At 55.7% G+C, this 22660-nt stretch carries 18 protein-coding genes and 1 pseudogene; 11 read left to right on the top strand and 8 right to left on the bottom strand.

What is annotated here, in order from left to right; all coding sequences use genetic code 11:
* Positions 1 to 24 precede the first annotated feature (24 nt).
* The 7 genes from JQN73_RS16795 to JQN73_RS16825 form a co-directional block, all read right to left on the bottom strand.
* Positions 25 to 807 carry an enoyl-CoA hydratase/isomerase family protein gene (locus tag JQN73_RS16795; RefSeq protein ID WP_205320014.1) on the bottom strand — a complete coding sequence of 261 codons (783 nt, stop codon included), beginning with the start codon at positions 805 to 807 and terminating at the stop codon, positions 25 to 27.
* On the bottom strand, positions 804 to 1991 hold the full coding sequence (locus JQN73_RS16800; RefSeq protein ID WP_205320016.1) for an acetyl-CoA C-acyltransferase: 1188 nt from the start codon (positions 1989 to 1991) through the stop codon (positions 804 to 806). Before JQN73_RS16800 ends, JQN73_RS16795 begins: the two co-directional genes overlap by 4 nt.
* Positions 1992 to 2054: 63 nt before the next feature.
* Positions 2055 to 4175, bottom strand: coding sequence for a 3-hydroxyacyl-CoA dehydrogenase NAD-binding domain-containing protein (locus tag JQN73_RS16805; protein WP_205320018.1), 2121 nt, complete (start codon positions 4173 to 4175; stop codon positions 2055 to 2057).
* 115 nt (positions 4176 to 4290) lie between these two features.
* The gene (locus tag JQN73_RS16810; RefSeq protein WP_205320020.1) at positions 4291 to 5607 is read right to left on the bottom strand and encodes an MFS transporter; all 1317 of its coding nucleotides are present in this window, start codon (positions 5605 to 5607) and stop codon (positions 4291 to 4293) included.
* Positions 5608 to 5695: 88 nt separating this feature from the next.
* A complete protein-coding gene (locus JQN73_RS16815; RefSeq protein ID WP_240162305.1) occupies positions 5696 to 6187 on the bottom strand; it encodes an acyl dehydratase in 492 nt (163 codons plus the stop codon).
* A 46-nt stretch (positions 6188 to 6233) separates the two neighbouring features.
* Positions 6234 to 7400 carry an acyl-CoA dehydrogenase family protein gene (locus JQN73_RS16820; protein ID WP_205320022.1) on the bottom strand — a complete coding sequence of 389 codons (1167 nt, stop codon included), beginning with the start codon at positions 7398 to 7400 and terminating at the stop codon, positions 6234 to 6236.
* On the bottom strand, positions 7397 to 8653 hold the full coding sequence (locus tag JQN73_RS16825; RefSeq protein WP_205320024.1) for a CaiB/BaiF CoA-transferase family protein: 1257 nt from the start codon (positions 8651 to 8653) through the stop codon (positions 7397 to 7399). The genes JQN73_RS16820 and JQN73_RS16825 overlap by 4 nt, the downstream gene beginning before the upstream one ends.
* A 99-nt stretch (positions 8654 to 8752) precedes the next feature.
* Here JQN73_RS16825 and JQN73_RS16830 point away from each other — a divergent pair, with 99 nt between their 5' ends.
* Positions 8753 to 9640 carry a LysR family transcriptional regulator gene (locus tag JQN73_RS16830; RefSeq protein WP_205320026.1) on the top strand — a complete coding sequence of 296 codons (888 nt, stop codon included), beginning with the start codon at positions 8753 to 8755 and terminating at the stop codon, positions 9638 to 9640.
* A 278-nt stretch (positions 9641 to 9918) separates the two neighbouring features.
* On the opposite strand, the pseudogene JQN73_RS16835 reads toward JQN73_RS16830, so the two are convergent.
* A pseudogene (locus JQN73_RS16835) lies at positions 9919 to 10098 on the bottom strand (helix-turn-helix domain-containing protein); the annotation flags it as partial.
* Between the two features lie 487 nt (positions 10099 to 10585).
* On the opposite strand from JQN73_RS16835, the gene JQN73_RS16840 reads away from it, so the two are divergent.
* The 10 genes from JQN73_RS16840 to JQN73_RS16885 all read left to right on the top strand — a co-directional run bounded on the left by JQN73_RS16840 (position 10586) and on the right by JQN73_RS16885 (position 22540).
* The gene (locus tag JQN73_RS16840; RefSeq protein ID WP_205320028.1) at positions 10586 to 11803 is read left to right on the top strand and encodes an ABC transporter substrate-binding protein; all 1218 of its coding nucleotides are present in this window, start codon (positions 10586 to 10588) and stop codon (positions 11801 to 11803) included.
* A 635-nt stretch (positions 11804 to 12438) separates the two neighbouring features.
* On the top strand, positions 12439 to 13941 hold the full coding sequence (locus JQN73_RS16845) for a 3-hydroxyacyl-CoA dehydrogenase (RefSeq protein WP_205323423.1): 1503 nt from the start codon (positions 12439 to 12441) through the stop codon (positions 13939 to 13941).
* Positions 13942 to 14617: 676 nt separating this feature from the next.
* Entirely contained in the window at positions 14618 to 15397 is a 780-nt protein-coding gene (locus tag JQN73_RS16850) for an enoyl-CoA hydratase-related protein (protein ID WP_205320030.1), read from the top strand.
* Positions 15398 to 15418: 21 nt separating this feature from the next.
* On the top strand, positions 15419 to 17155 hold the full coding sequence (locus tag JQN73_RS16855; RefSeq protein ID WP_205320032.1) for a class I adenylate-forming enzyme family protein: 1737 nt from the start codon (positions 15419 to 15421) through the stop codon (positions 17153 to 17155).
* The gene (locus JQN73_RS16860; RefSeq protein ID WP_205320034.1) at positions 17152 to 17922 is read left to right on the top strand and encodes an enoyl-CoA hydratase/isomerase family protein; all 771 of its coding nucleotides are present in this window, start codon (positions 17152 to 17154) and stop codon (positions 17920 to 17922) included. The genes JQN73_RS16855 and JQN73_RS16860 overlap by 4 nt, the downstream gene beginning before the upstream one ends.
* Before the next feature lie 3 nt (positions 17923 to 17925).
* Complete coding sequence (locus tag JQN73_RS16865; protein ID WP_205320036.1) at positions 17926 to 18669, top strand: SDR family NAD(P)-dependent oxidoreductase; 744 nt, start codon at positions 17926 to 17928, stop codon at positions 18667 to 18669.
* 14 nt (positions 18670 to 18683) lie between these two features.
* Positions 18684 to 19850 carry an acyl-CoA dehydrogenase family protein gene (locus JQN73_RS16870; RefSeq protein WP_205320045.1) on the top strand — a complete coding sequence of 389 codons (1167 nt, stop codon included), beginning with the start codon at positions 18684 to 18686 and terminating at the stop codon, positions 19848 to 19850.
* Between the two features lie 8 nt (positions 19851 to 19858).
* Positions 19859 to 20734 (top strand): 3-hydroxyacyl-CoA dehydrogenase family protein, encoded by an 876-nt coding sequence (locus JQN73_RS16875; RefSeq protein WP_205320047.1) that lies wholly within the window; start codon positions 19859 to 19861, stop codon positions 20732 to 20734.
* Between the two features lie 13 nt (positions 20735 to 20747).
* Positions 20748 to 21404, top strand: coding sequence for a 3-hydroxyacyl-CoA dehydrogenase family protein (locus tag JQN73_RS16880; RefSeq protein WP_205320049.1), 657 nt, complete (start codon positions 20748 to 20750; stop codon positions 21402 to 21404).
* A gap of 2 nt (positions 21405 to 21406) precedes the next feature.
* Positions 21407 to 22540 carry a CaiB/BaiF CoA-transferase family protein gene (locus tag JQN73_RS16885; RefSeq protein ID WP_205320051.1) on the top strand — a complete coding sequence of 378 codons (1134 nt, stop codon included), beginning with the start codon at positions 21407 to 21409 and terminating at the stop codon, positions 22538 to 22540.
* Positions 22541 to 22660 lie beyond the last annotated feature (120 nt).

Consider the following 22660-nt stretch of genomic DNA (forward strand, 5'->3'; position numbering starts at 1 on the left):
GAGCCAATCCCGGTGGGATGGCCATCATTGAAAAACAGGCAGGCGACGTTCGGCCATGGCCCGGACCCCTTCTTGAAAATCTGCCGAACCGAATTGCTTCAGCTGAACTTCCAGCTCCCTTGCATTCACGCGCCGCACCTGCTCCGCCAGATCCCCGTGCAAAGTCTGACGGGTGCTTTGCACGGCCCCTGGGGAGGACGCTGCGATTTCCCCGGCAAGCTGCCGGGCGCGCGAAAGCACATCATCCTTTGCCACCAACTCCTCCGCCAGGCCAATGCGAACCGCCTCGGTCCCGTCGATGCGACGTCCGGTATAAAACAACAGCGATGCTTTCTGTATGCCGATCAATCGCGGTAAGGTATGGCTCAGGCCAAACCCTGGATGAAACCCAAGCCGGTTGAAGTTGAAGCTGAAGCGGGTCTCCGGGCAGACAATCCGGAAGTCCGCCAGCAATGCCAGTCCGGCCCCGGCCCCGATGGCTGCGCCTTGTACAGCCGCAACAATTGGCTTGCGAACGTCAAACAAGCGCATGGCCTGATGATAGAAGAGCGCAGGATCAATCGCACCGGCACCTCCCGAGTTAAGGGAAAAATCAGCGCCGGCACAAAACGTTTTGCCCTCGGAAGTGAGCACAATGGCGCGACAATCAGTCTGCGCATCGAGCTCGGCAAACAGGTCCGCGAGGCGGCGGATCATGTCGGTATTGGCGTAGTTATAAGGAGGCCGCCGGATGGTCACTGTCGCAACATGGCCGTCTTTGCTGACGGTGAGCTCGGCATCGGTATCAGCATGGTTATCGGCACTCATGGCAGCACCTCAAACAAACCGGCAGCACCCATGCCACCGCCGACACACATGGTCACTACGACGAATTTTGCGTTGCGCCGCCGTCCTTCCAGCAAGGCATGTCCAACCATGCGCGCGCCCGTCATACCGTAGGGATGTCCGATAGAAATAGCGCCGCCGTTCACATTCAAGCGCGCTGGATCGATACCCAGCCTGTCGCGACAATAAACAACCTGACACGCGAATGCCTCGTTCATCTCCCAGAGATCGATATCGTCGATCGTCAGTCCATGCAGCTTCAACAGCTTCGGTACTGCGTAGACCGGACCGATGCCCATTTCTTCCGGGGCATTGCCCACCACTGCGATGCCGCGATAGATGCCGAGGGGCACCACCGCGCGACGTGCTGCCAGTCCTGCATCCATCAGCACGCAAGCGCTGGCACCGTCCGACAATTGACTCGCATTGCCCGCGGTGACCGAACCGCCTTCGACGACCGCAGTCAGCGCAGCGAGAGATTCACGGGTCGTCTCTGGCCGGTTTCCTTCATCACGGGCCACGGTAAGCTCGCGCTGACTCACGACGCCGGTCGCCTTGTCGGTCAATGTCATCGTCGTGGTTAATGGCACGATTTCGGCTGCAAACCGACCGGCCAACTGCGCCGCCGCCGTCCGTTGCTGTGATTCATACGCCAGCGCATCCTGCGCCTCCCGACTGATCTTGTATCGTTTAGCGACGTTTTCAGCCGTCAGCAACATCGGCATATAGGCTTGCGGCACGCAGGCCTCGACTGCCGGATCGCGTGTTTCCTTGATCCAGTCGAAGTAACGTTGCTGGATCGCAGAAATATTGTCCTGCCCACCGGCAGCGACAACATCCATTCTATCGACGATGATTTGTTTGGCGGCGATGGCAATCGCCATTAACCCCGAAGCACATTGCCGATCGATCGTTTGCGCCGCCACAGTGACCGGCAGTCCTGCCGCAAAAGCCGCATTACGCGCCACGTTCATCCCGGCGGTACCGGCGCCGAGTACGGTACCGGCAACGAAGTCCTCGATCTCCGCAGCCTCGACTCCCGAGCGCTCAACCGCGTGGCGCAATGCGTGTCCCAGCAGGGTCGGCGAATGGACCGCATTAAACGCACCTTTAAAAGCCCGCCCGATCGGCGTGCGCGCCGTGGAAACAATCAGTGCTTCTCTCATATCTGACTCCAAAAAAGGGCTGTGCCGACAAGCATGCGCCCGGGGTGAGGGTTGTCGGCCGAATCAGCTGGCTAGCGATGCCGCCGGCGTCCAATAGCCGAAATGGTTGCCGCTTCGGCGGCCATAATAGCCCAGCCGTTCGGCCACCTGCTGATGGCCCAGTGTGTCGGCGTAATACATCGGGCCGCCGCGCTCGGGCGGGAAGCCATAGCCGGCAAGCCAGACAATATCGAGATCCCCTCTGCGCGCAGCGATGCCCTCGTCGAGAATGTGCGCGCCTTCATTCATCAGCGGCAGTAGGCAGCGCTCAACAATCTCTTCATCGGTGATGTCGTCGCGGCGATTGATACCCGCTTGTGTCGCAAGTCTGGTGAAGATGTCAGTAACGGCGTCGTCGCGCGCCGTGCGTCCATCGTAGCGGTAGAAGCCACTGCCGGACTTCTGGCCGAAACGGCCGAGTGCGGCCAGTTCACGACAGACAATGCGATAGGTCTGATCGGGCGGCAGTTTGCCTTCCTTGCCGCGCTCGTCCACCACCTTGGCACAGACGTCGACTCCCGCCAGATCCATCATGCGGCAAGGTCCCATCGCCATGCCGAATTGCTCAAGGGCGGTATCGATGCGGCGCGGCGTCAATCCCTCCAGTAGCATGGCTTCGGTTTCGCGGAGGTAACCTTCGAGCATCCGATTGCCAATGAAGCCGTAACAAACTCCCGACACTACCGGCACCTTGCCCAGACGGGAAGCCAATGCCATGACCGTCGCCAACACATCGGGTAAGGTCGCTTTGCCGCGCACGATCTCGAGTAACTTCATCACGTTCGCCGGACTAAAAAAATGCAGGCCGACCACGTCTTGGGGACGTCCAGTGGCCGCCGCGAGCGCATCGACATCCAGCGTCGATGTATTGGTCGCAATGATGGCTCCCGGCTTTGCGATCTGGCCCAGCCGCCGGCACACGGCTAACTTGACATCGAGGTTCTCGTATACGGCTTCCAGCACCAGATCGCAAGTCGCCAGAGCCGCATCGTTTAGCGCTCCCGTCACGCGCTTAATACAGGAGAGAGCCGTCTTGGCATCAATCCGATTAGCCTTCACCGCGCGTTCGTATTCGGCTGAAATCCCAGTCAGCGCCGCGTCGCGCGCGATGGCGCTGACTTCCAGCAAGATGACCGGAAAACCGGCGTTCGCAAAGGCCATGGCGATACCACGCCCCATCGTGCCGCCGCCAACGACACCGACCGATGCCAGCGGGCGACGCATCGTCGCGCCGCTCACGCCGTCAATTTTTGTCGCGGCACGTTGCGCAAAAAAGGCGTGCTGTAATGCCGCTGCCTCGGGACTTGCATTACAGGCGACAAACTGCTCACGCTCAAACCGCAGCGCCTCATCGAACGGCAATGTCAATGCCTTTTCTACAGCGTCGATGGCCGCGCTGCGCGCGCGGGTCTGGGCGCGGTTCCGCGGCTTCTCTGTGCGTACCATAGCGAATAAACGCTTCGTTGGTTCGCTATCGTCGATCTGACGGTCCCGTGCCAAGGTCCATGTCTCACTCGCGAGAAGCTTTTCAGCGTAAGCGACTGCCTGCGCTATCAAATCATCCTCAGCGAGAACAAGCGCGTCGATCAATCCTGCGGCGAGTGCTTCTTGCGCCCCAAGCATCTTGCCGGTCACGATCATCTCAAGCCCCAGTGCGACGCCGACCAGACGTGGCAAGCGCTGCGTACCACCGGCTCCGGGGATCACCCCCAGCGTGACCTCGGGTAAGCCGATACGGACACCGACGCGGGCGATGCGCGCATGACAGCCCATTGCCAACTCGAGTCCGCCACCCAAAGCATGACCAAACAGTGCGGCCACCACGGGTTTGCCGCATCGTTCGATGGCGGCAATCACTTCGTTCGGGTCCGGTTCGCTGGTCATGAGTACACCGCTGCGATCCGCAAATTCGCCGATCTCCGCTCCTGCGACGAAGGTGCGCCCGGCGCAGGCCAGAACGACCGCCTTTACTTGCCGGTCGGCGCAGACTGCCGACAAGGCATCGAGCAACTGGCGTCGCACGGAACGTGAAAGTGCGTTGACGGGCGGGTGATCGATCGTCACTACGGCAACCTCACCCTGCGTTGTCACGCTGACGTGTGCATCGGAGGTCGAATGGTAGTTGTTTTCGCTGGAAAGTATCATGGTAGTCAGAGGTCAGAAAGAGTAGGCCAGGCGACTAGCGCCGCCTGGTGCCGCTCATAGATATATCAAGTCACGAATGACATCACCGAATCACATCACCGAATCATTCTGCTAGTTACTTTCCGGGATCGAGGCTAATGCCACGCGTCTCCGGCATCATGATGTAAGTAATCAGGCTGATGAGCGCCCAAAAAATCACATAAACGAGAAACCAGGCTTGATGGTGTTGTGACTCGAAATACGTCATCAAATAGGGTGTGGTGCCGCCGATCAGCGCAACAACCAGGTTATAGATTGTGCCGATACTGGTAACCCGGACCTCGGCGCTAAAGACCTCGGCCATGACCGTCGGGGCGATTGCAGAATACAGTCCATAACTTAAAAGGCCGAAGCATTCCACCAAAAAAACCGACGTGAAATTTGCGCCGATCGACATAACGACCGGGTACAGAAACAACACATGCAACAGCGCGAACGCGATGAGTGGTGGCCGACGACCAATGCGGTCGGACAGCATTCCAAAGAAAGGCTGCGAGATAAGGAATACCGCGATGCCGGCAGTTGCCGCACCAAATGCGACACTCGGGACGGCTCCCGCATGGCGGATCGCGTAGACCGGTACGTAGCTGACGAACAGGTAGAAACTGGGTGCGCCAAGCACGGCGATACCGAGTAGACGCAAGATCTCCCGCCGATGATTTCGCCAGATCCACAACAGCGAACGCCGTTTGATCCCTCGTGCGCGCATCGCAATGAAGGCATCGGTTTCGGGAATGCCGTGGCGCAACCAGCCGCCAAAAATAGAGGCGCAGCCACCGACGAAGAAAGGAACGCGCCAAGCCCATGCTTCCAGCGTTGCAGTTTCCACGAAAGACGTCATTAACCAGGTTAATGCGGAGGCCAGCAAAAGTCCCGAGGCGACACCCACGTACATGAAGCTGGCATAAAAACCGCGTTTTGCCGGCGGCGCGGATTCCGCCATGTAGGCGGCTGAGGCACCATATTCGCCCCCGGCCGACAGGCCTTGCAACATTCTCAGGATGGTCAGCGCAATCGGCGCGGCGATACCGATCTGTTGAAAAGTCGGCAATATCGCAATCAACAGCGAAGAGCCGCCCATCATACCGATAGTCAAAGCCAGCGCTGTCCGGCGTCCGTAACGATCAGCAAACACGCCCGCCAGCCAACCGCCGATCGGTCGCATGCTGAAGCCGACCGCAAACACGGCGAAGGTCGACAATAGAGACGCCGTCTCGTTGTCGCTGGGAAAGAACTGCCTCGTAAAGAAGATCGCGAAGCCGGTGTAGACCAGCCAGTCGAACCACTCAAGAGCATTGCCGACGCAGCCGGCGATCAGTGCCCTGGTGGTGGGCGATACGATGACAGCGACGGTTTCGGTCGATGGTGACGCATCTGTGTGCGTGTTTAACATAGTGATTGTCTCCAGCTTATTGATGCACCCATGCGATCGATACCGCATGACTCTTCATTTATTTGCGCATGGCTTATGCCGTGTCAGCTTAGGTACTCCCGGGCCGACGCCGAACGAGCCGTAGCGGGCGATACACGAGAAGCTCAGTGCCATCGCCCAAAACAACTGTGTTCTCGGTGCGCACCAGGCCACGATCCAGCTTCTTTGATGCGGGCCGCTCGATGACCTTGCAATGGACATAGATCGTGTCACCGATGTGGATCGGGTGCTTGACGTCGAGGTCGGTATGCAGGAAGGCGAGGCCGGTACGATCAAGCGACGGCGACACCAATCCTTCGGCCATCGTGAAGACCATACCGGCGGGCACCGGCCGCCCGCCAATCACATTGACACTTTCATCGTGTCGATTGGTGAACAGTTCTTCGGTGAACCAGGTGAGGTTAATGAAGGAGACGAGGTCGGTTTCGGTGATCGTGCGCCCGGCTGTGTGCCAGCGCGTGCCTGGTACAAAATCGTCCCACATCATGCCGATTCCAATCCGACCAAGATCGGCGCCCTCGTTTCTATTCGTGTCCATCATAATTTTTTCCTCAAGAGTGTGACAGTAGCCCATAAGCTTTTGTGTCTCAGTACGATCGCGGCAGTCCGAGCACCTTCTCCGCAATAAACGAAAAGATCATCTGCATGCTGACCGGCGCAATCCGTAATAACATCGCTTCCCGGAAGTAGCGTTCGACGTGATATTCCTTCGCATAACCGAAACCGCCATGCGTTAGCACAGCCGCTTCGCAAGCGCGGAAACAGGCTTCCGCAGCCAGATACTTCGCTGCGTTCGCTTCCGCACCGCAGGCCAGACCCTGATCGTATTTCCAGGCCGAATGCAGCACCATCAGCCATGCCGCTTCGAGGTCCATCCAACACTGGGCAAGCGGATGCTGGATGCCCTGGTTTTTACCGATCGGCCGATCGAATACGACCCGCTCGTTGGCATAACTGGCTGCGCGTGCCAACGCGGCACGGCCCAGGCCGACCGCAGCGGCACCGACCAAGGTACGTTCAGGATTCATCCCATGAAGAATGTTGCGGAAGCCCTGACCTTCGACGCCGATCAGGTCTTCTACGGGTACCGGCAGATCATCGATGAACAATTCGTTCGAGTCGACACACTTGCGTCCCATCTTTTCGATTTCGCGCACATCCACATATCGGCGATCGAGGTTGGTGTAGAACAGACTCAGGCCATCGACCTTTTTCTGGCACTGCTCGATCGGTGTCGTACGGGCCAGTAACAACATCTTCTCAGTGACCTGCGCAGTGGATATCCATACCTTGCGGCCGGTCACCAGATAACGATCGCCGTCGCGTCGCGCGAAGGTCTTGAGGCGCGTGGTATCAAGGCCAGTGTTGGGTTCCGTCACCGCGAAACAAGCCTTCTCCTTACCTGCAATCAGCGGCGGCAGAATTCTCTGTTTTTGCGCTTCCGTGCCAAACACCACCACTGGATTCAGGCCGAAGATATTCATGTGGATCGCGGACACGCCACTCATGCCTGCGCCCGAGCCGGATAGCGCTTCCACCATGAGGGCCGCCTCAGTGATCCCCAGTCCGGCACCGCCATAGGCCTCGGGCATGCACACGCCAAGATAGCCCGAGCGCGCAATCGCCTCATGAAAGTCAAGCGGAAAGCCCCCGTTACGGTCACGATCGAGCCAATACTCGGCCGGAAAATCGCTGCATACCTGACGCACGCCGTCCTGGATAGCGCGTTGTTCATTGCTTAAGGAAAAATTCATAGTGTCACTCCAGAAATCGCGGAAGCCGCTGTGCGAGGATGAAACTGAATGGCGGCACCGCTGGCTAACAGTGCATGCCGGGCGGCCGCGTCAATGCCGGCCTCCGCCAATACCTCGTCGGTATGTTCACCCAGCCGGGGCGGCATCGTGACAGACGGCCGCTTGCCATTGAAGCGCATCGGCGCCGCGACCAGTTTCAGTTGACCAAGTGCCGCGTCATCCACCGTAGGGAACATGCCAACGGCCATCAGATGCGGGTCGCGCTCCAGATCCGCCAACCGATTCAGCGGTCCTGCGGGAATATCGAGTCGATCGCAAGCGGCCAGCCACTCGGCGCTCGAACGCAATGCGATACGTTCACCGACCAAGCGGTAAAGCGCATCAATATGAAGCGTGCGGCTGCCGATCCCGATGAAGCGCGGATCGTCGGCGCATTCGGGAATCCCCGCCTCACCGAAAAAAAGACGCCAATGCTGATCGGTATAAGGAACGATGCAAACATAGCCGTCAGTCGTCCGATACGGACGACGCCAGCGCGTCAGCAGGCGCGAATAACCGGCCTCACTTTGGGGCGGGACGAAGTGCGCGCCGTAGAAATGTTCGATGAGCGTGAAATGCACCATCGATTCGAGCATTGGCACTTCCACATAGACGCCGCTGCCTTCGCGGGCACGCCTGACGAGTCCCATCAGCACTGCCTGGGTGGCGAACATACCGCAAATTTTGTCGGCAATCACGCTCGGTACATACGAGGGTTCGCCTCCCTGGTCGGCCGAGAGGCCAGCGAGACCGCATAAGCCCTGAATGATGTCATCGTATGCGGGACGTCCGGCGTAGGGACCGTCTTCACCAAAGCCATGCGCGGCAACAACGATGAGTTGAGGATTGCGTGCCAACAGCGCTTCGGGACTGAAGCCGAGTGCCGCCATTTTTTGTGGCCGCATGCTGTGCAGCAGGACATCGGCGTTGTCGATCAAAGTGAACAGCGCATCGCGCGCTGCCGATTGCTTAAGATCGAGAACGATGCTGCGCTTGGCGCGATTGACGCCTATGAAGGCGGCCGCCATGCCCGCCTCGGGAGCCGGTCCGGTGCGGCGCGTGGAATCACCGCCCGGCGCTTCGATCTTGATGACGTCGGCACCGTAGTCGCCGAGTTGCTGACTGGCGAACGGCCCGAGCATGATTGTCGTGAGATCAAGGATACGTAAGCCCGCCAGTGGCGCGGCATCGCTCGTTCGTGCTGTGTCAGCCATTCCGGTCTCCTTTGTTTTGTCACTCAGGTAATCGTATACGCCGACATCGTTCGGGTCTAATATTAGTTTTATCGTTTCTAATATCATAAGAGTATCGCTATGGAACTTCGCCAGCTTCGCCAGTTTCTCGCCGTCGCGGAAACGCTAAACTTCCATAAGGCTGCTGCGCGCTTGCATATTGCGCAACCGCCGCTCTCCATGGCCATACGCCGTCTCGAGACGTCGCTGGGTGCGGCGCTGTTCGATCGCACCACGCGAGGGGTCGTGCTGACAGCCGCCGGTCAAGCCGCGCTTGAACACGCGCGCGATGCGGTGTTTCATGCGGATCAGGTGCGCGAAAGTATAGCGCTCGCCAACACAAATGCCACCGGCACCTTGCGCATGCATTTCGTTGCTTCGTCGATGCTGGCGTTTGTCCCGCGTGCGATTGAACGCTTTCACGCGACTTTCCCCAAAGCGGAACTGGATTTATACGAGGCGGATACACAAGCCATACTCAAGGCCATCGAGGTCGGGGACTCCGATATCGGCGTCGTGCGCTTTCCCACGCCCAAGCTGGCATCGATCACCATGGAGCCCGTGCTAAGCGATCGCTATATCGCGGCACTGCCCAAGAATCACCGACTCGCCCGGCGCAAGACACTCAAGCTGACAGAATTGCGTGATGAGCCCTTCATCCTTCCCTCGCAGCGCATGACCCCAACCTCGCATCTTTGCGTGCTCGCGGCTTGTCACCAGGCCGGGTTCATTCCTCGCATTGTTCAGCAAGGCTCGCAGGCGCAAACCATCATCGCGCTGGTCGAGAGCGGACTTGGCGTCGCTCTCGTACCCAAACTATGGGAACTCATGGCGGGACGCTCGGTAGCCCTCCGTCCGCTTTCCGATCAACGGGATGGCACTACCGGACTCGGCATCGCATATAGAACCAACGCGGTGACGCCACTGGCACGGCATTTTCTGGAATTTGCGAAGGCAATCGTGGGGTGAATTGCGCCTGCGATCGGTGCTGACACCATGGGTAGCGGCATCGCGATGAATTTGGTGCACAGGCACCCCCATCATCCTGCTCATAAACAAACAGGAAACGCTCGACAAGGGCCTGGCGACGATCCGTAAAAATTGCGAAAATACGATAAAGTACGGGCAGCAGACGCAAGAGAAATCTCGTCTTACAAATTATGTGGAGTCAATTTTGAGCTAGTACAGCGCACAAAACAAAATCCGATTGTAACGTCGGATTTTTGTTTTCTATTTAGCGATAAGTACTATACAAGATGTCCTTCCAGACGTTTGTCGAGTGCGCTGGCGTATTCTCGCAACGTACTGAGGCTCGGGGAGCGCTTACCTGATGCAAGTGCACTTTCCACTCTGACGACCGCTGGCGCTTTGGTGCCCATGTGCTCAGCAATTTGCGCTTGGGTCAGTCCTGCCGCTTTGCGGGTTCGCTGAATCACGACGCCGTCACGGTGTTACAAGAAAATTGGGCGAGTATCCGTAGTCCTTTTTTACGTATCGCGGTAATCCTTTCCGGTGGGATGTTATCAACACCGCATGGCATAACGCGATCAAGAAAGTAGATCTCCGCTCCGGTAACCCAGGATTCGTCAGGAGCAAGTCCCATACCGAATCGTCTCTGGTTCAAACGCGTGAAATGACCATTCCAATCTGTCCTTTGTGTTTGTCACGGCCATCTTGTGTGCGTCGTGACGACACCGGGGCTGATCCATATGATAGCGGTCCTCTTCGATAGCTAAGCAAATAAGGTTGTTGCCATAAATTGCCGTGATTCAGCATGGCGCGATGTTTGCTAGTTGTTAGCAAAGTACACGGCATCGCGTGCGCAACAAGGAAGCTTTATTACCTGCTTTTCCTGTTGTACCCGCCATTTCGATGACTCAACCTGATTTACCTAAATCTATAATAGGAGACACAATGCATTTGTCCAAAATCGCCGTTGCCGTTCTTAGTGCGTCCATCATTGGTTTGAGCGCCGGTAATGCCATGGCGCAATTTACGGGTGACAGCGTCAAAATCGGTGTCATTGTTGATAAAACCGGTGTCTACTCCGGCATTGGAGGGCCAGGAGGGGTCGCCGCGGTAAAAATGGCAATTGATGATTTCGGCGGCAAGGTATCCGGCAAGCCGATTGAAATGGTTTCAGCGGACTACCAGAACAAAGTAGACATCGCCGTTGCACGCGCATCAGAATGGATTGATCGCGATCAGGTTGATATGATCATTGAATCGACCGACTCTTCCGCCGCTATTGCATTGCAAAAATTGGGAGTAATTAAAAAGAAAGTGATGTTATTTGCCGGATCGGCGTCAACTGTGCTGACCAATCAGGAATGCTCCCCCTATGGCGTCCACTATGTATATGACACATACGCGCTGGCAACCGGTACGGGCCGCGCTATCGTAGAGTCAGGCGGCGATACCTGGTTTTTCCTGACTGCTGATTACGCTTTCGGAAAATCGCTCGAAAAAGATACAAGTCAGGTCGTTAATGAAATGGGAGGGAAAGTCTTAGGCTCGATTAAGCATCCACTTAACGCATCAGATTTTTCTTCGTTCTTGCTACAAGCCCAGGCATCGAAAGCCAAGATTATCGGTTTTGCTAATGCTGGTCGAGATACGCAAAACGCGGTACGCGGTGCCGTCGAATTTGGCTTGACTAAGGGTGGCCAGAAGCTGGCAACCCTGTTGATTTTTGACACAGACCTCAAAGGTATGGGCCTTCCTCTCGCGCAAGGACTGTTGTTTACAACGGGTTTCTATTGGGATATGAATAATGAAACCCGTGCATGGTCCAAGCGTTTTTACGCACTGCAACAAAAGATGCCGACTATGGTTCAAGCCGGTATGTATTCCGCGACCATGCATTATTTGAACGCAGTTCAAGCGGCAGGTACTGATAATGCGGAAGCAGTGATGAAAAAGATGAAGGCCACCGAAATCAATGATTTTTTTGCGAAGAAAGGCCGGATTCGCGAAGATGGCCTAATGGTGCATGACATGTACCTGGCAGAAGCCAAAAAACCGTCGGAATCCAAGTCTGACTGGGATTTGATGAAAATAGTAAAAACTATTCCTGGCGATAAGGCATATCAGCCGATGAGTGAAGGATCTTGCTCACTGGTGAAAAAGTAATTGTTGTAGCCTTGGAAAAATAATTGCCGGGTTTTGGATCAGTCCCCCAAATATGACTGGCTAAATGAAGGTTCCGGTTCAGCATGACTGCTGATCCGGAATAAAGGTGAACGATTTGTGGTGCGTGTCGGAACCACCGGCCACGTTAAGATGGGTGAGTCATTAGCGGCCCCGCGGGTTAAATTCAAGTAAGCTCTTGCAGCTGTCACCATTTTCGCGTTTGCCAAAACCACGTTTCATGCTTTGCATTAGCTTGCTTAAAACCGCTGTCCTGGCCTTCGGCTTCCATTCTTTGTCGTGCCTCCCTCGCTCATATTTCCTTCACTCACGTAGCTGCTACCTCGCGATTGACATCCCATCAAGGCTTCGCCGAGCCCTGCCAGCCACACTGCGAAGCGCTCGTTTGAACCGATGAAGCAATGGAGGAACAATGACAGGAAGCGTGGTTGACCGTTTCCTGGCACGTGGTTTGCATATAGGTCGTCAATGGAAGGTTCGGTGCCGATACAGGCCGGAGTGGCTGAGCGGCCGAAGCCTCACTACAATCGAGACGAGATTTGAAACCGGAGCCTAATGTGGTCAATGCAGTGGTTAATCGAGCACCAAATCAAGAGGAAAAAGAAGCCGGAAAGGGGATCCAATATATTGGAATCATCGGTGCCGGTGCCATGGGGCGTGGCATCGCACAGGTATGCGCATTGGCTGGTTGTCAGGTCAGGTTATTTGACAGGGCGGAGGAAGCCGTATCGCGTGCAATCGCATTTGTGCGCGCAGACCTGGGACAGGCAGTAGCGAAAGGGAAAATTTCCGAATCCGATGCGGCTGCCGCACTGAGTCGTATTTTCCCCGCCCATGATGTGAAGGAACTGGGTGATTGCAACTTGATAGTGGAAGCGATCCTAGAGAATCTTGACGCTAAGCAGAGCTTGATGCGGGAGCTGGAAGCGGTGGTCAGGCCGGAGTGCATCCTTGCTACCAATACATCTTCACTCAGCGTGACGGCGATCGCGGCAGCTTGCGCCTTACCCGAAAGGGTCGTCGGTTGGCATTTTTTCAATCCCGTGACGCGCATGAAGTTGGTAGAGGTGATACAAGCGCCGCGTACCAAGCCTGAAGCGGTGCACGCGTTGGTAGCGCTTTCCCAACGTGTGGGCCATCGCGCTATTGTTACCTCTGATTCACCCGGATTCGTGGTTAATCATGCGGGTCGCGCGTTTGTCACGGAAGGGCTGAAGCTGTTAGCTGAGCGCGTCGCCGAACATCCGGTTATCGATACCATCCTGCGCATAAGCGCGGGCTTTCGAATGGGGCCGTTCGAGTTGCTTGATCTCACCGGTCTGGACGTTTCGGTTCCTGTGATGGAGTCTATCCATAGCCAATATTATGGCGATGACCGCTACCGCCCGGTGGCACTCGCTCGCACCCGGTTGCTGGCCGGTCTCTTGGGTCGAAAAAGCGGCCAGGGCTTCTATTGTTATCAAGAAAAAAATGCCACACCGAAATTGGTATCGCAGCAGACCGCGGCGGCGGCCGTAGTCGCTGTCTGGTGGCCGGAGAATAGTCCTGTCACCCCACCGAATTCGCTTCTTGCATTGCTTCCATCTGTGAGCCGAGTGCACGATGCGAGTGAGGCCGACGTCATTCTGCTGGCACCATTGGGCCGCGATCTTTCTACAACCGTTGCGGACTTGCAACTAGATCCGTCCAAAGCAGTCGCAATCGATCCACTTTTTAGTGGAAAAGCCGGGGTCACATTGATGGTTAGCCCCGGTACCACTGCCGCTACTGTCGACGCGGCCCGTGCGATTTTCGCCGCGCAATTGATTCCGACCTTTGTAATTGCAGATTCACCAGGGTATGTTGCGCCGCGCGTTATCGCCTGTATCGTTAATCTGGCGTGCGAGATGGCCCAGCAGGGGATTGCATCGCCTGCCGATATTGACGTCGCCGTCCGCCTCGGTCTGGGCTATCCGGTCGGGCCATTCGAATGGGGAGATCAGTTGGGTGCAAAACACATACTGGAAGTCCTCCAGGGGCTGTATGCCACATTCGGCGATCAGCGCTACCGCCCATCGCCATGGCTCGTGCGCCGTGCGCGTTTATCACTGCCGCTGACCGCGCCGGACCGCTTGGGCTGAACATCTCGCGCCCTGACATCGCTTTAACCTGAAGGCATAGGCATAAGCATCGGCCGCCCAGTGACAGGAAAAAAATTTCAGTTATCCTACCGGTCATGCAGTCGTCCCGCCAGATGCTGCTACCTATATAACCAGCATAGTTTTTGGCTGGGTCAAGGGCAATACGAATCCGGTACCAGATAGCCTGATCGATAACGTCAAAGCCCTCGCCAGCGATTATTAACCGTACTTTAATAAAGCCAAATAGCGGTTTCATTACCTGGCTGAGTGGTGCGGCGGCCGGTTCAGCACGATCGTCCAGATCGATTCGTATTCACGCTGCCCGCACCGGGGTTTGTGCGCCTTGCGGACAGTCAGCTGTATGGCGAGTATTTGGCGCGGACAGTAAAGCGGAAAAACACATGTTTGCGATTTGACCGCAGCTTTCCAAAATGGATTTGCTACGCGTGGCCTGACGATCATTTGACGGATAGTCGGGCATGCAATTTGCTGTTAGCCTAAGCATGACAACGTTAAGACGATCCGCCGCATGCCAGCACTGCCGCCCGACCAGCCTGAATCAGAAGTGTCTGCGCGAGCAGAGGTGAGCGTAGCGGAATCGGCGTAGCGAAAATCAATGCGTTGCGCAGTGCAGGTGTCATCTGACCAATTTAAGTCTTAAATAAAAGGAAATAACGTGGAATTTCAGGAAATTACTTACGAAGAAGACGGTCCGGTTGGAACCATTACCCTGAACCGCCCCCATGACGGCAACATGTTTACGCCGCTGATGTGCGAAGAAATTCGTGATTGTATCAACGCCATCCGGCGCGAGACCCGGACCCGGGTCATCGTGCTGACCGGTGCCGGAGATAAGTTTTTTTGTACCGGCGGTAAGAAGGAAGGTATGGAAGACACCCAGCTATATGCCGGTATGTTACCCACGTTGGATATGTATGAAAGTATCGACCGGCTGCAAAAACCGGTGATCGCTTGTGTCAACGGCTACGCGGTCGGCGGCGGTAACGTGTTGCAGATGGTATGCGACATGACCATCGCTAAGGAAAGCGCCGTATTCCGCCAGGTGGGGCCGATGGTCGGCAGCTTTGATGCTGGTTATGGCACCTGGTATCTTGAAGACCTGGTCGGCAAGAAGCGCGCTAAAGAAATTTGGTTTCGCAATCCGAAGATGACAGCGCAGGAAGCGCTGTCGATCGGACTGATCAATAAGGTAGTTCCGGATGCGATGCTAAAGGAAGAGACCCGCAAGATGGCGTTGGAAATCGCCGATCGCGGCGCATTTGCACTGGCTTCCATTAAGGCTGCGTTCAATGCCCGCCATGGTGGGGTGAGCGGCCTTGCGCGCATGGCGCATGACTTGTTGCTTCCAGGCTATCTAAACAGCGAAGAACATGCCGAACTGGCATCTGCATTCGCAGAGCGGCGCAGCCCTGACGCGTCCAAATTTGGCCAATGATTTCTTGCAAAGAAAGCTGTCATGCAGAATGTTTTAACGTTACATAATCCGCAGCAGGCGCGCGAGTTTTACATGGCAGGGGTCTGGCAGCGTGACACCCTGTACAGCCTGGCCGAAAACCATGCAAGCACGCGTCCGGGCTTATGGGCACTGCGCGATACCGAGATCCGGCTGACCTGGCGTGCACTGGTAGATTGGGCCGATAGCGTAGCGCAAGGCCTGGCTGAGGCCGGCCTGCACAGTGGTGACAGGGTCGCGGTCTGGCTGCCCAGCCGGGTCGAGTCAGTCGTCATTTTTCTTGCCTGTTCACGCAACGGTTATGTGTGCGTGCCGTCGTTGCATCAGAATCATACCGTGGAGGAGATCGCTGTCCTGCTTGAGCGGGTGCAATGCCGCGCACTGTTCGCGATGCCAGGTTACGGTGCCGATGCATCGGAGAATTCAATTTTTACGCGGGCATTAACGATGCCGTCGATAAAAACTGTCTTCGCGGTCTTCCCCTCTCATAGCGTGGAAGGGATGCTGCCTGCGAAAAGTCGGCCCTTTCCGAAGCCTGATGCGGCGTCGGTTTCATCACCTCCCGACTTGAATCCCGACAAGGTGGTGTATCTGGCATTTACGTCAGGTACTACCGGCATGCCTAAGGGCGTAATGCACAGCGATAACACGCTTCTTGCTAATGGTCGAGCGCTTGCCAGTGACTGGAATCAGGGGCCGGACACAGTTATCTTGTCGCTCAGTCCGGTCAGTCACCATATCGCTACGGTTGCGTGCGAGCAGATGCTGGTGACGGGTTGTGAACTGGCACTGCATTATGCGGGAACGGGCAAGTCGGTATTAGACTGGATTATTGAGACCGGTGCCACTTACGTGATGGGCGTCCCGACGCATGCGATCGATTTGCTGGCTGCGTTGCAACAGCAAGGCTTACAACATCTGGGAAAAGTAAAGACCTTTTACATGGCGGGGACCTTGATTCCGCGCAAAATTGCTGAGCAATTTCTGACGCTCGGGGTGGTACCACAGAATATCTACGGAATGACAGAAAATGGATCGCATCAATATCCATTGCCTGCGGATGAAATTGATACGCTGGTTGCTTCCTGCGGTCGCGCCTGTCGTGGCTATGAGGTGCGTCTGTGGAATCAGGAAAATCCGGATATCGAAGCTGAGCCAGGACAGATCGGCGAAATCGGCGGGCGCGGTGGCTTGTTGATGCTCGGTTATTTCAATAATCAAGAAGCGACCGAAAATTCATTTAATGCCAGTGGATGGTTTCTCAGCGGTGACCTCGGGCAGTTCGATAAAAATGGCGGCTTGCGTATCGTTGGTCGGAAGAAGGATTTGATCATACGCGGGGGTCATAATATTTATCCGGTCACAATCGAAGAACTGGCGCAGCGGCATCCCGGCGTTCTGAAGGTAGCGGTGTATCCGGTAGCGCACGAACGTCTGGGCGAGCAGGTCTGTCTCGCCGTTATCCCGCGTGATGGTGTCGCACTACGTGCTGATGAAGTCCTGAAATACCTCCTTGATTCCGGGCTTTCGAAGTATGACTTGCCTGAACATTTCATTGAAATGGATGCCTTTCCGATGACGACCAGCGGCAAGATACTCAAGCGTGAGCTAGTCGAACTGACGCGTGCCGGTAAATTGGTGCCGCAAGCGGTACGGGTAAGTGCAAGCGCCGGTCAGCCTTTAGCCGGTCAGTCTTTAATCAGTGACGAAAAAACGATCAGTGAAGGAAAAACGGCATGACTATTCAATTAACCTATCGGGAATCCTGTGCGATTTTGCAGATAGATCGGCCGCAAGTCTTGAACGCATTGAGTTTCGATGTGCTGCGTCAGATTGGCGAGGCGATTGATCAGGTCGCGGCGTCCGATGCGCGTGCATTAGTAATTGTCGGTAGCGGTGAAAAAGCTTTTTGCGCTGGCGCCGATATTAAGGAATTGCAGGGTCGCGGCCTGCTAGCGCAAAAGCAAGGTGCCGAACTGGGCCAAAGCGTGATGGCCAAACTTGACCGTCTCCCGATTCCATCGATTGCCGTCATTCATGGCTATGCGTTTGGTGGCGGACTGGAGTTGGCAATGGCGTGTACTTTTCGGATTGCAACGCCAAAGGCAAAGATGGGATTGCCGGAAATTAAGCTCGGGCTGATCCCGGGTTATGGGGGCACTCAGCGCCTTCCACGTTTAGTCGGCGAAGCCAAAGCGCTTGAAATCATCTTGTCTGGCAAGACCATAGACGCGGTCGAAGCAGAGCGTATTGGATTGGTCAATCTGGTGGTTGAACCAGCTGACCCGATTACGATCGGTTGTACTTACGCGCAGCAATTTATCGGCTTTAGCCGCTGTGCGCTGTTGTTCGCGCGGGAAGCTATTCAGCGCGCATCAGCGTTGCCGCTGGTCGACGGGTTGCGCATCGAATCGGACTTGTCCACACTGGCTTTTCAAACCGCCGACGCACGTGAAGGCATGCAGGCCTTCATTGACAAACGGGCCCCTCATTTCAAGGATGAATAAGCAATGAAACAGTCTTGTATTATTGTAACCGGTGCCAGTCGTGGGATCGGTGCGGCAATTGCCGAAAGTCTGGCCGAGGCCGGCTTCATGGTTGGCTGCCTCTCACGCTCAGGCGATCTTCCGCAACGGCCCGATGCTTCGGAGCAAGTACGCCAACGTTGGTTGAGTGCCGCTTGCGATGTGACCAATGCCAGCCAGGTACGTGCGGCCATCGCCGACATTCAGTCTCGTTGCAGTGTCCCGATTGCCGGTCTGGTGAATAATGCCGGCATCCATATGGAAGGCAAGTCAGCGTCGCTTCCGTTGGAGGAATTTGACAAGGTGATGCAAACCAATGCTAACTCGGTAGTGATAGGCTGCCAGAGTGTGTTTCCGTATTTGCGCGACCAGGGCGGGCTGATCGTCAATATAGGTTCATTTTTTGACAAAATGGGGGTTAAGCGCAACCTCGCTTATTGCGCCTCCAAGGCGGCAGTCGGTGCAATTACGCGCTGCCTGGCTGTCGAATGGGCTTCGGTTGGCGTGCGCGTAATGAACGTTGCTCCCGGCTATATCGTTACCGATCTAAACCGTGCCTCCATGTCGGAAGGCCCGCTGCGCGCATTTCTTGAAAAACGCATTCCAAATGGGGTGCCAGGCACAGCCGATGACGTAGGTGCACTGGTCGCCCTCTTGTTTAACATGCCTGGCGGATTCATGTCCGGTGAGACAATTTATATTGACGGCGCGCAAGGCGTCGCACATTAAGAGAAGGACGCGCTATGAATGTGCTGGAAAGATTAGATGGTCGCTTACCCCTGAGCGAAGATGAAAAAATGATCCTCGATAGCGTGCAGGCACTCGCACGTAAGGAAATTGCCTCAAGAGCAGCAGAAGTCGATGAAAGTGGAGAGTTTCCCTGGGATAACGTCCACGCGATCAATCAACTCGGTCTTAACGCGATGTTCATTCCGGAAGAATACGGCGGCGCACCGCTGTCGTTCACCTGCTATCTGGCCTGCGTACGAGAAATTTCCAAGGCGTGTGCTTCCACCGGCATCATCTGGGCCACTAATTTTCATGCGATCAAGCCATTGATCGAGTTCGGCAATCACGAACAGAAATCGCGATTCCTGCCAAAGATTGCAGAAGGAGCGCTGGCCGCTCTTGCCATCACCGAACCATCGGCGGGCTCAGACGCGACCGGTATGAAAACCTCGTTCCGTCCCGATGGCGACGACATCGTCATCAACGGTAGCAAAATTTTCATTACCAATGGTGACGTTGCTGACCAGTATCTGCTGTTCGGAAAATGGAGTGAAATTAACGATCCAAAGGCAGCGATCTCGGTGTTGATCCTTGAAAAGGGCACGCCAGGATTAAGCGTGATCGGTACAGAGAATAAGATGGGCACACGTGGCTCCAGTACCGCCTCGCTGGCTTTTGATAACTGCCGTGTGCCGCGCGCCAATCTCCTTCAAAATCCTGGCGACGGACTGAAAATACTATTTGGTTCCCTAAACAGGTCGCGCCCTAGTGTTGCGGCGCATGCGTTGGGCATCGCGCGCGCGGCTTTCGAGGATGCGGTGGCTTACATTAATGAGCGCAAGCAGTCCGGCAAAAAAATTATCGAGTTTCAGGGGATTCAATTTTTACTTGCTGACCTCGCTGCAGAGTTGGTGATGTGTGAATCCTGGTTGTGGCGCGTGGCAGCAATGGTCGATTCCGGAGAAAAAGATTTTGGTACCGAGGCATCGATATTAAAGATGCGCGCCAGCGATGCAGCGATGCGCATCGCCACCGAGGCCGTGCAGCTATTGGGCGGCTATGGATATTGCAAGGATTATCGCGTTGAGCGGCTCATGCGTGACGCCAAAATCACCCAAATTTGGGAAGGTACCAATCAGGTACATCGCCAACTTATTGGCCGCAGTTTTCTTTTGAAATAGGGACAGACATGACAGTAATTAAAACCGTTGGCGTGGTCGGCAGCGGCACCATGGGAACTGGCATCGCGATTGTGGCCGCTCGCGCAGGCTTTCGTGTCAAGGTACTCGATACAAAACAGGAAACATTGGATCGGTCGCGTCAGCAGACGCTCGCCTTCCTGGAAAAATCGGTGCAACGCAAGAAGCTGGAACCGGCGCAACTGGAACAGATCATGCAGAACTGGTCTGGCACCATTGATGCCGCAGATATGGCGGATTGCGACATTATCATTGAAGCAGTATTTGAGGATCTGGCGGTCAAGCATCAGTTATTCCAGCGATTGCATGCGGTTTGCCCGCCTCATACCATCTTTGCTTCGAATACGTCGACCATCTCGATTACCGAGATCGCAGGCGGTTGTGGCCGAGATGATCGCTTTGTCGGGATGCATTTTTGCCTTCCTGCACAATTGATGAAGCTGGTGGAGATGTCAGCCGGCATGAACACCAGCGAAGAGACATTTTCCACAGCCTGGGAGTTTAGTAAGGCCATGGGGCAAAAGCCTGTACGGACTCAGGACACGCCCGGCTTCATCTTGAATTATTTTTTGATTCCGTATCACAACGATGCGATCCGTTTAGTTGAACAGGGCGTGGCTGAGGCCGCCGATATTGATCTGGCTATCAAGACCGCGCTAGGCTATCCGATGGGACCGATGGAGTTGCTTGATCTGGTGGGTCTGGACACCCAACGGCTGCTATGCGAGGCAATGTACGGGTTGACCAACGAACCACGCGCAGCCTGTCCGCCGTTGGTCAAACGCATGATCGCTGCCGGTCGGCTTGGCAAAAAATCCGGTAAGGGCTTCCTCAACTATACCAATACTAAAATGTTTGGAGCTTGAGATGGAAACACCTATGCAGACACCTTATTGTATTATTTCATCCGGCATCAGCCGCTCGTTTCCGGTCGACCATTCATTCATTGCGCAAGCGGATAACGATGCCGTGGCGACAGTCTATTTGGGCGCTCGGGCCGGGGCCGCCTTCAGGGCTGCGCCAACGGTAGCTGAGGCTGTTTTTATCGCTATTGAACTCGATATCGAATGTCTCGGTGTGCACGTCGATACAAATGCTTCCACCGCTCCGACTAACGTGGTTGGTATCGCGCGTTTTCGCCTGGGCGATGCTGAGCCCAGTAACCTGATTGAACTGGTGCGTCTTCCGCAAACATCGCCGGTCGCGGTGGCGGCAGCAAAGGCGGCGTTTGAAGCAGCCGGACTGGTCGTCGCAGTGTGTGGGGATTTTCCCGGCAGAATCGTCAACCGTCTTGTGCGGCCTTATTACAACGCGGCGCTGCGTCGACTCGATGAGCAATTGGCGAGTGCCGAGGATATGGATATGACGCTAAGGTTGGGTCTCGGTTATCCGGAGGGTCCGATAGCGCTACTTAAGCGTACTGGTCTGGCCGATCATTGTCGGGTCAGCGAGCAGCTTTACCAGGCATTGCGCCAGGAACCCTATGCACCGGCGCGTGCAGCACAGATGGCAATGGCGCACAGTCAGGGAGATTGAATATGGGACAGCCTCACCATCACCATCAGCCCCTGCACGGTATCACCGTCCTCGATTTCAGTACTCTGTTACCTGGCCCGATGGCGACGCTGCTGCTGGCTGAGGCGGGCGCTGAAGTAATCAAGATCGAGCGCCCTGGCAACGGCGATGAAATGCGCAGTTATACACCTAAATTCGGTAAAGATAGCGTTAATTTTGCTCTGCTTAACCGCGCCAAGAAATCGATTGCGATCGACCTCAAGTCGGTATCGGAACGCGCGCGTCTGGAAGAACTGGTGCGCAGCGCCGACATCATCGTTGAGCAGTTTCGTCCAGGTGTCATGCAACGTCTTGGCCTCGATTATGAAACTGTTTCGCGTATTAATCCGAAGATTATCTATTGCTCTATCACTGGTTACGGCCAGTCCGGTCCTAAAGCACAGATCGCCGCACATGATCTGAACTACGTTGCCGATAGCGGCATGCTGGCGCTATCGACCGGCGCGGACGGCGCACCGGTATTGCCGGCAGCGCTGGTGGCCGATATTGCCGGCGGTGCTTATCCGGCGGTGATGAATATTTTGATGGCGTTGCAAGCGCGCGCCCAGAGCGGTCTCGGATGTCATCTTGATATTGCCATGGCCGACAATTTATTTACCCTTATGTACTGGGGGCTCGGTAGCGGTTTCAGCGCTGGTCAGTGGCCGAAGCGCGGCAAGGAACTGGTGACCGGTGGGTCGGCGCGTTATCAGGTCTACCGTACCAGCGACAATCGTTATCTTGCGGCGGCACCACTTGAGGACAAATTTTGGACTAACTTCACGGAAATCATCGGGATACCGCAGGAGGAACTCGCCGCCGACGATCAGCAAGCTATCGCACGGGTGGCCTCTGTCATCGCCCAACATTCAGCAGATTACTGGTTAGAGAAATTCAAGGGCAGGGAAGTATGTACCGGATTGGTAGCCGATCTGGAGGACGCGGTCACCGATCCGCATTTCATCGGACGCGGACTATTCACGCAGACGCTGGATGACGGTAGGGGCGGTTCGATTCCAGCGCTGCCAGTACCAATATGCAGTGTATTTCGACATATACAAGCGGCGGGTGCGCCTGAGCTTGGAGAAAGTAATGCGGCGTTGATCGGAGAGCTTTGATAATGAAGCGCTCGCCATCATTATATTTTGAGAGCGCGTATTAAGCGGCTAGTTGAACGTGCGCTCAATGGATTTCGGTGGGTAATGATTCTGCCGCTAAACTCATCTGCTCTGACACCT

Origin of the sequence: Glaciimonas sp. PAMC28666, assembly GCF_016917355.1 — a bacterium.
In the GTDB taxonomy this organism is placed as follows: Bacteria; Pseudomonadota; Gammaproteobacteria; order Burkholderiales; family Burkholderiaceae_D; genus Glaciimonas.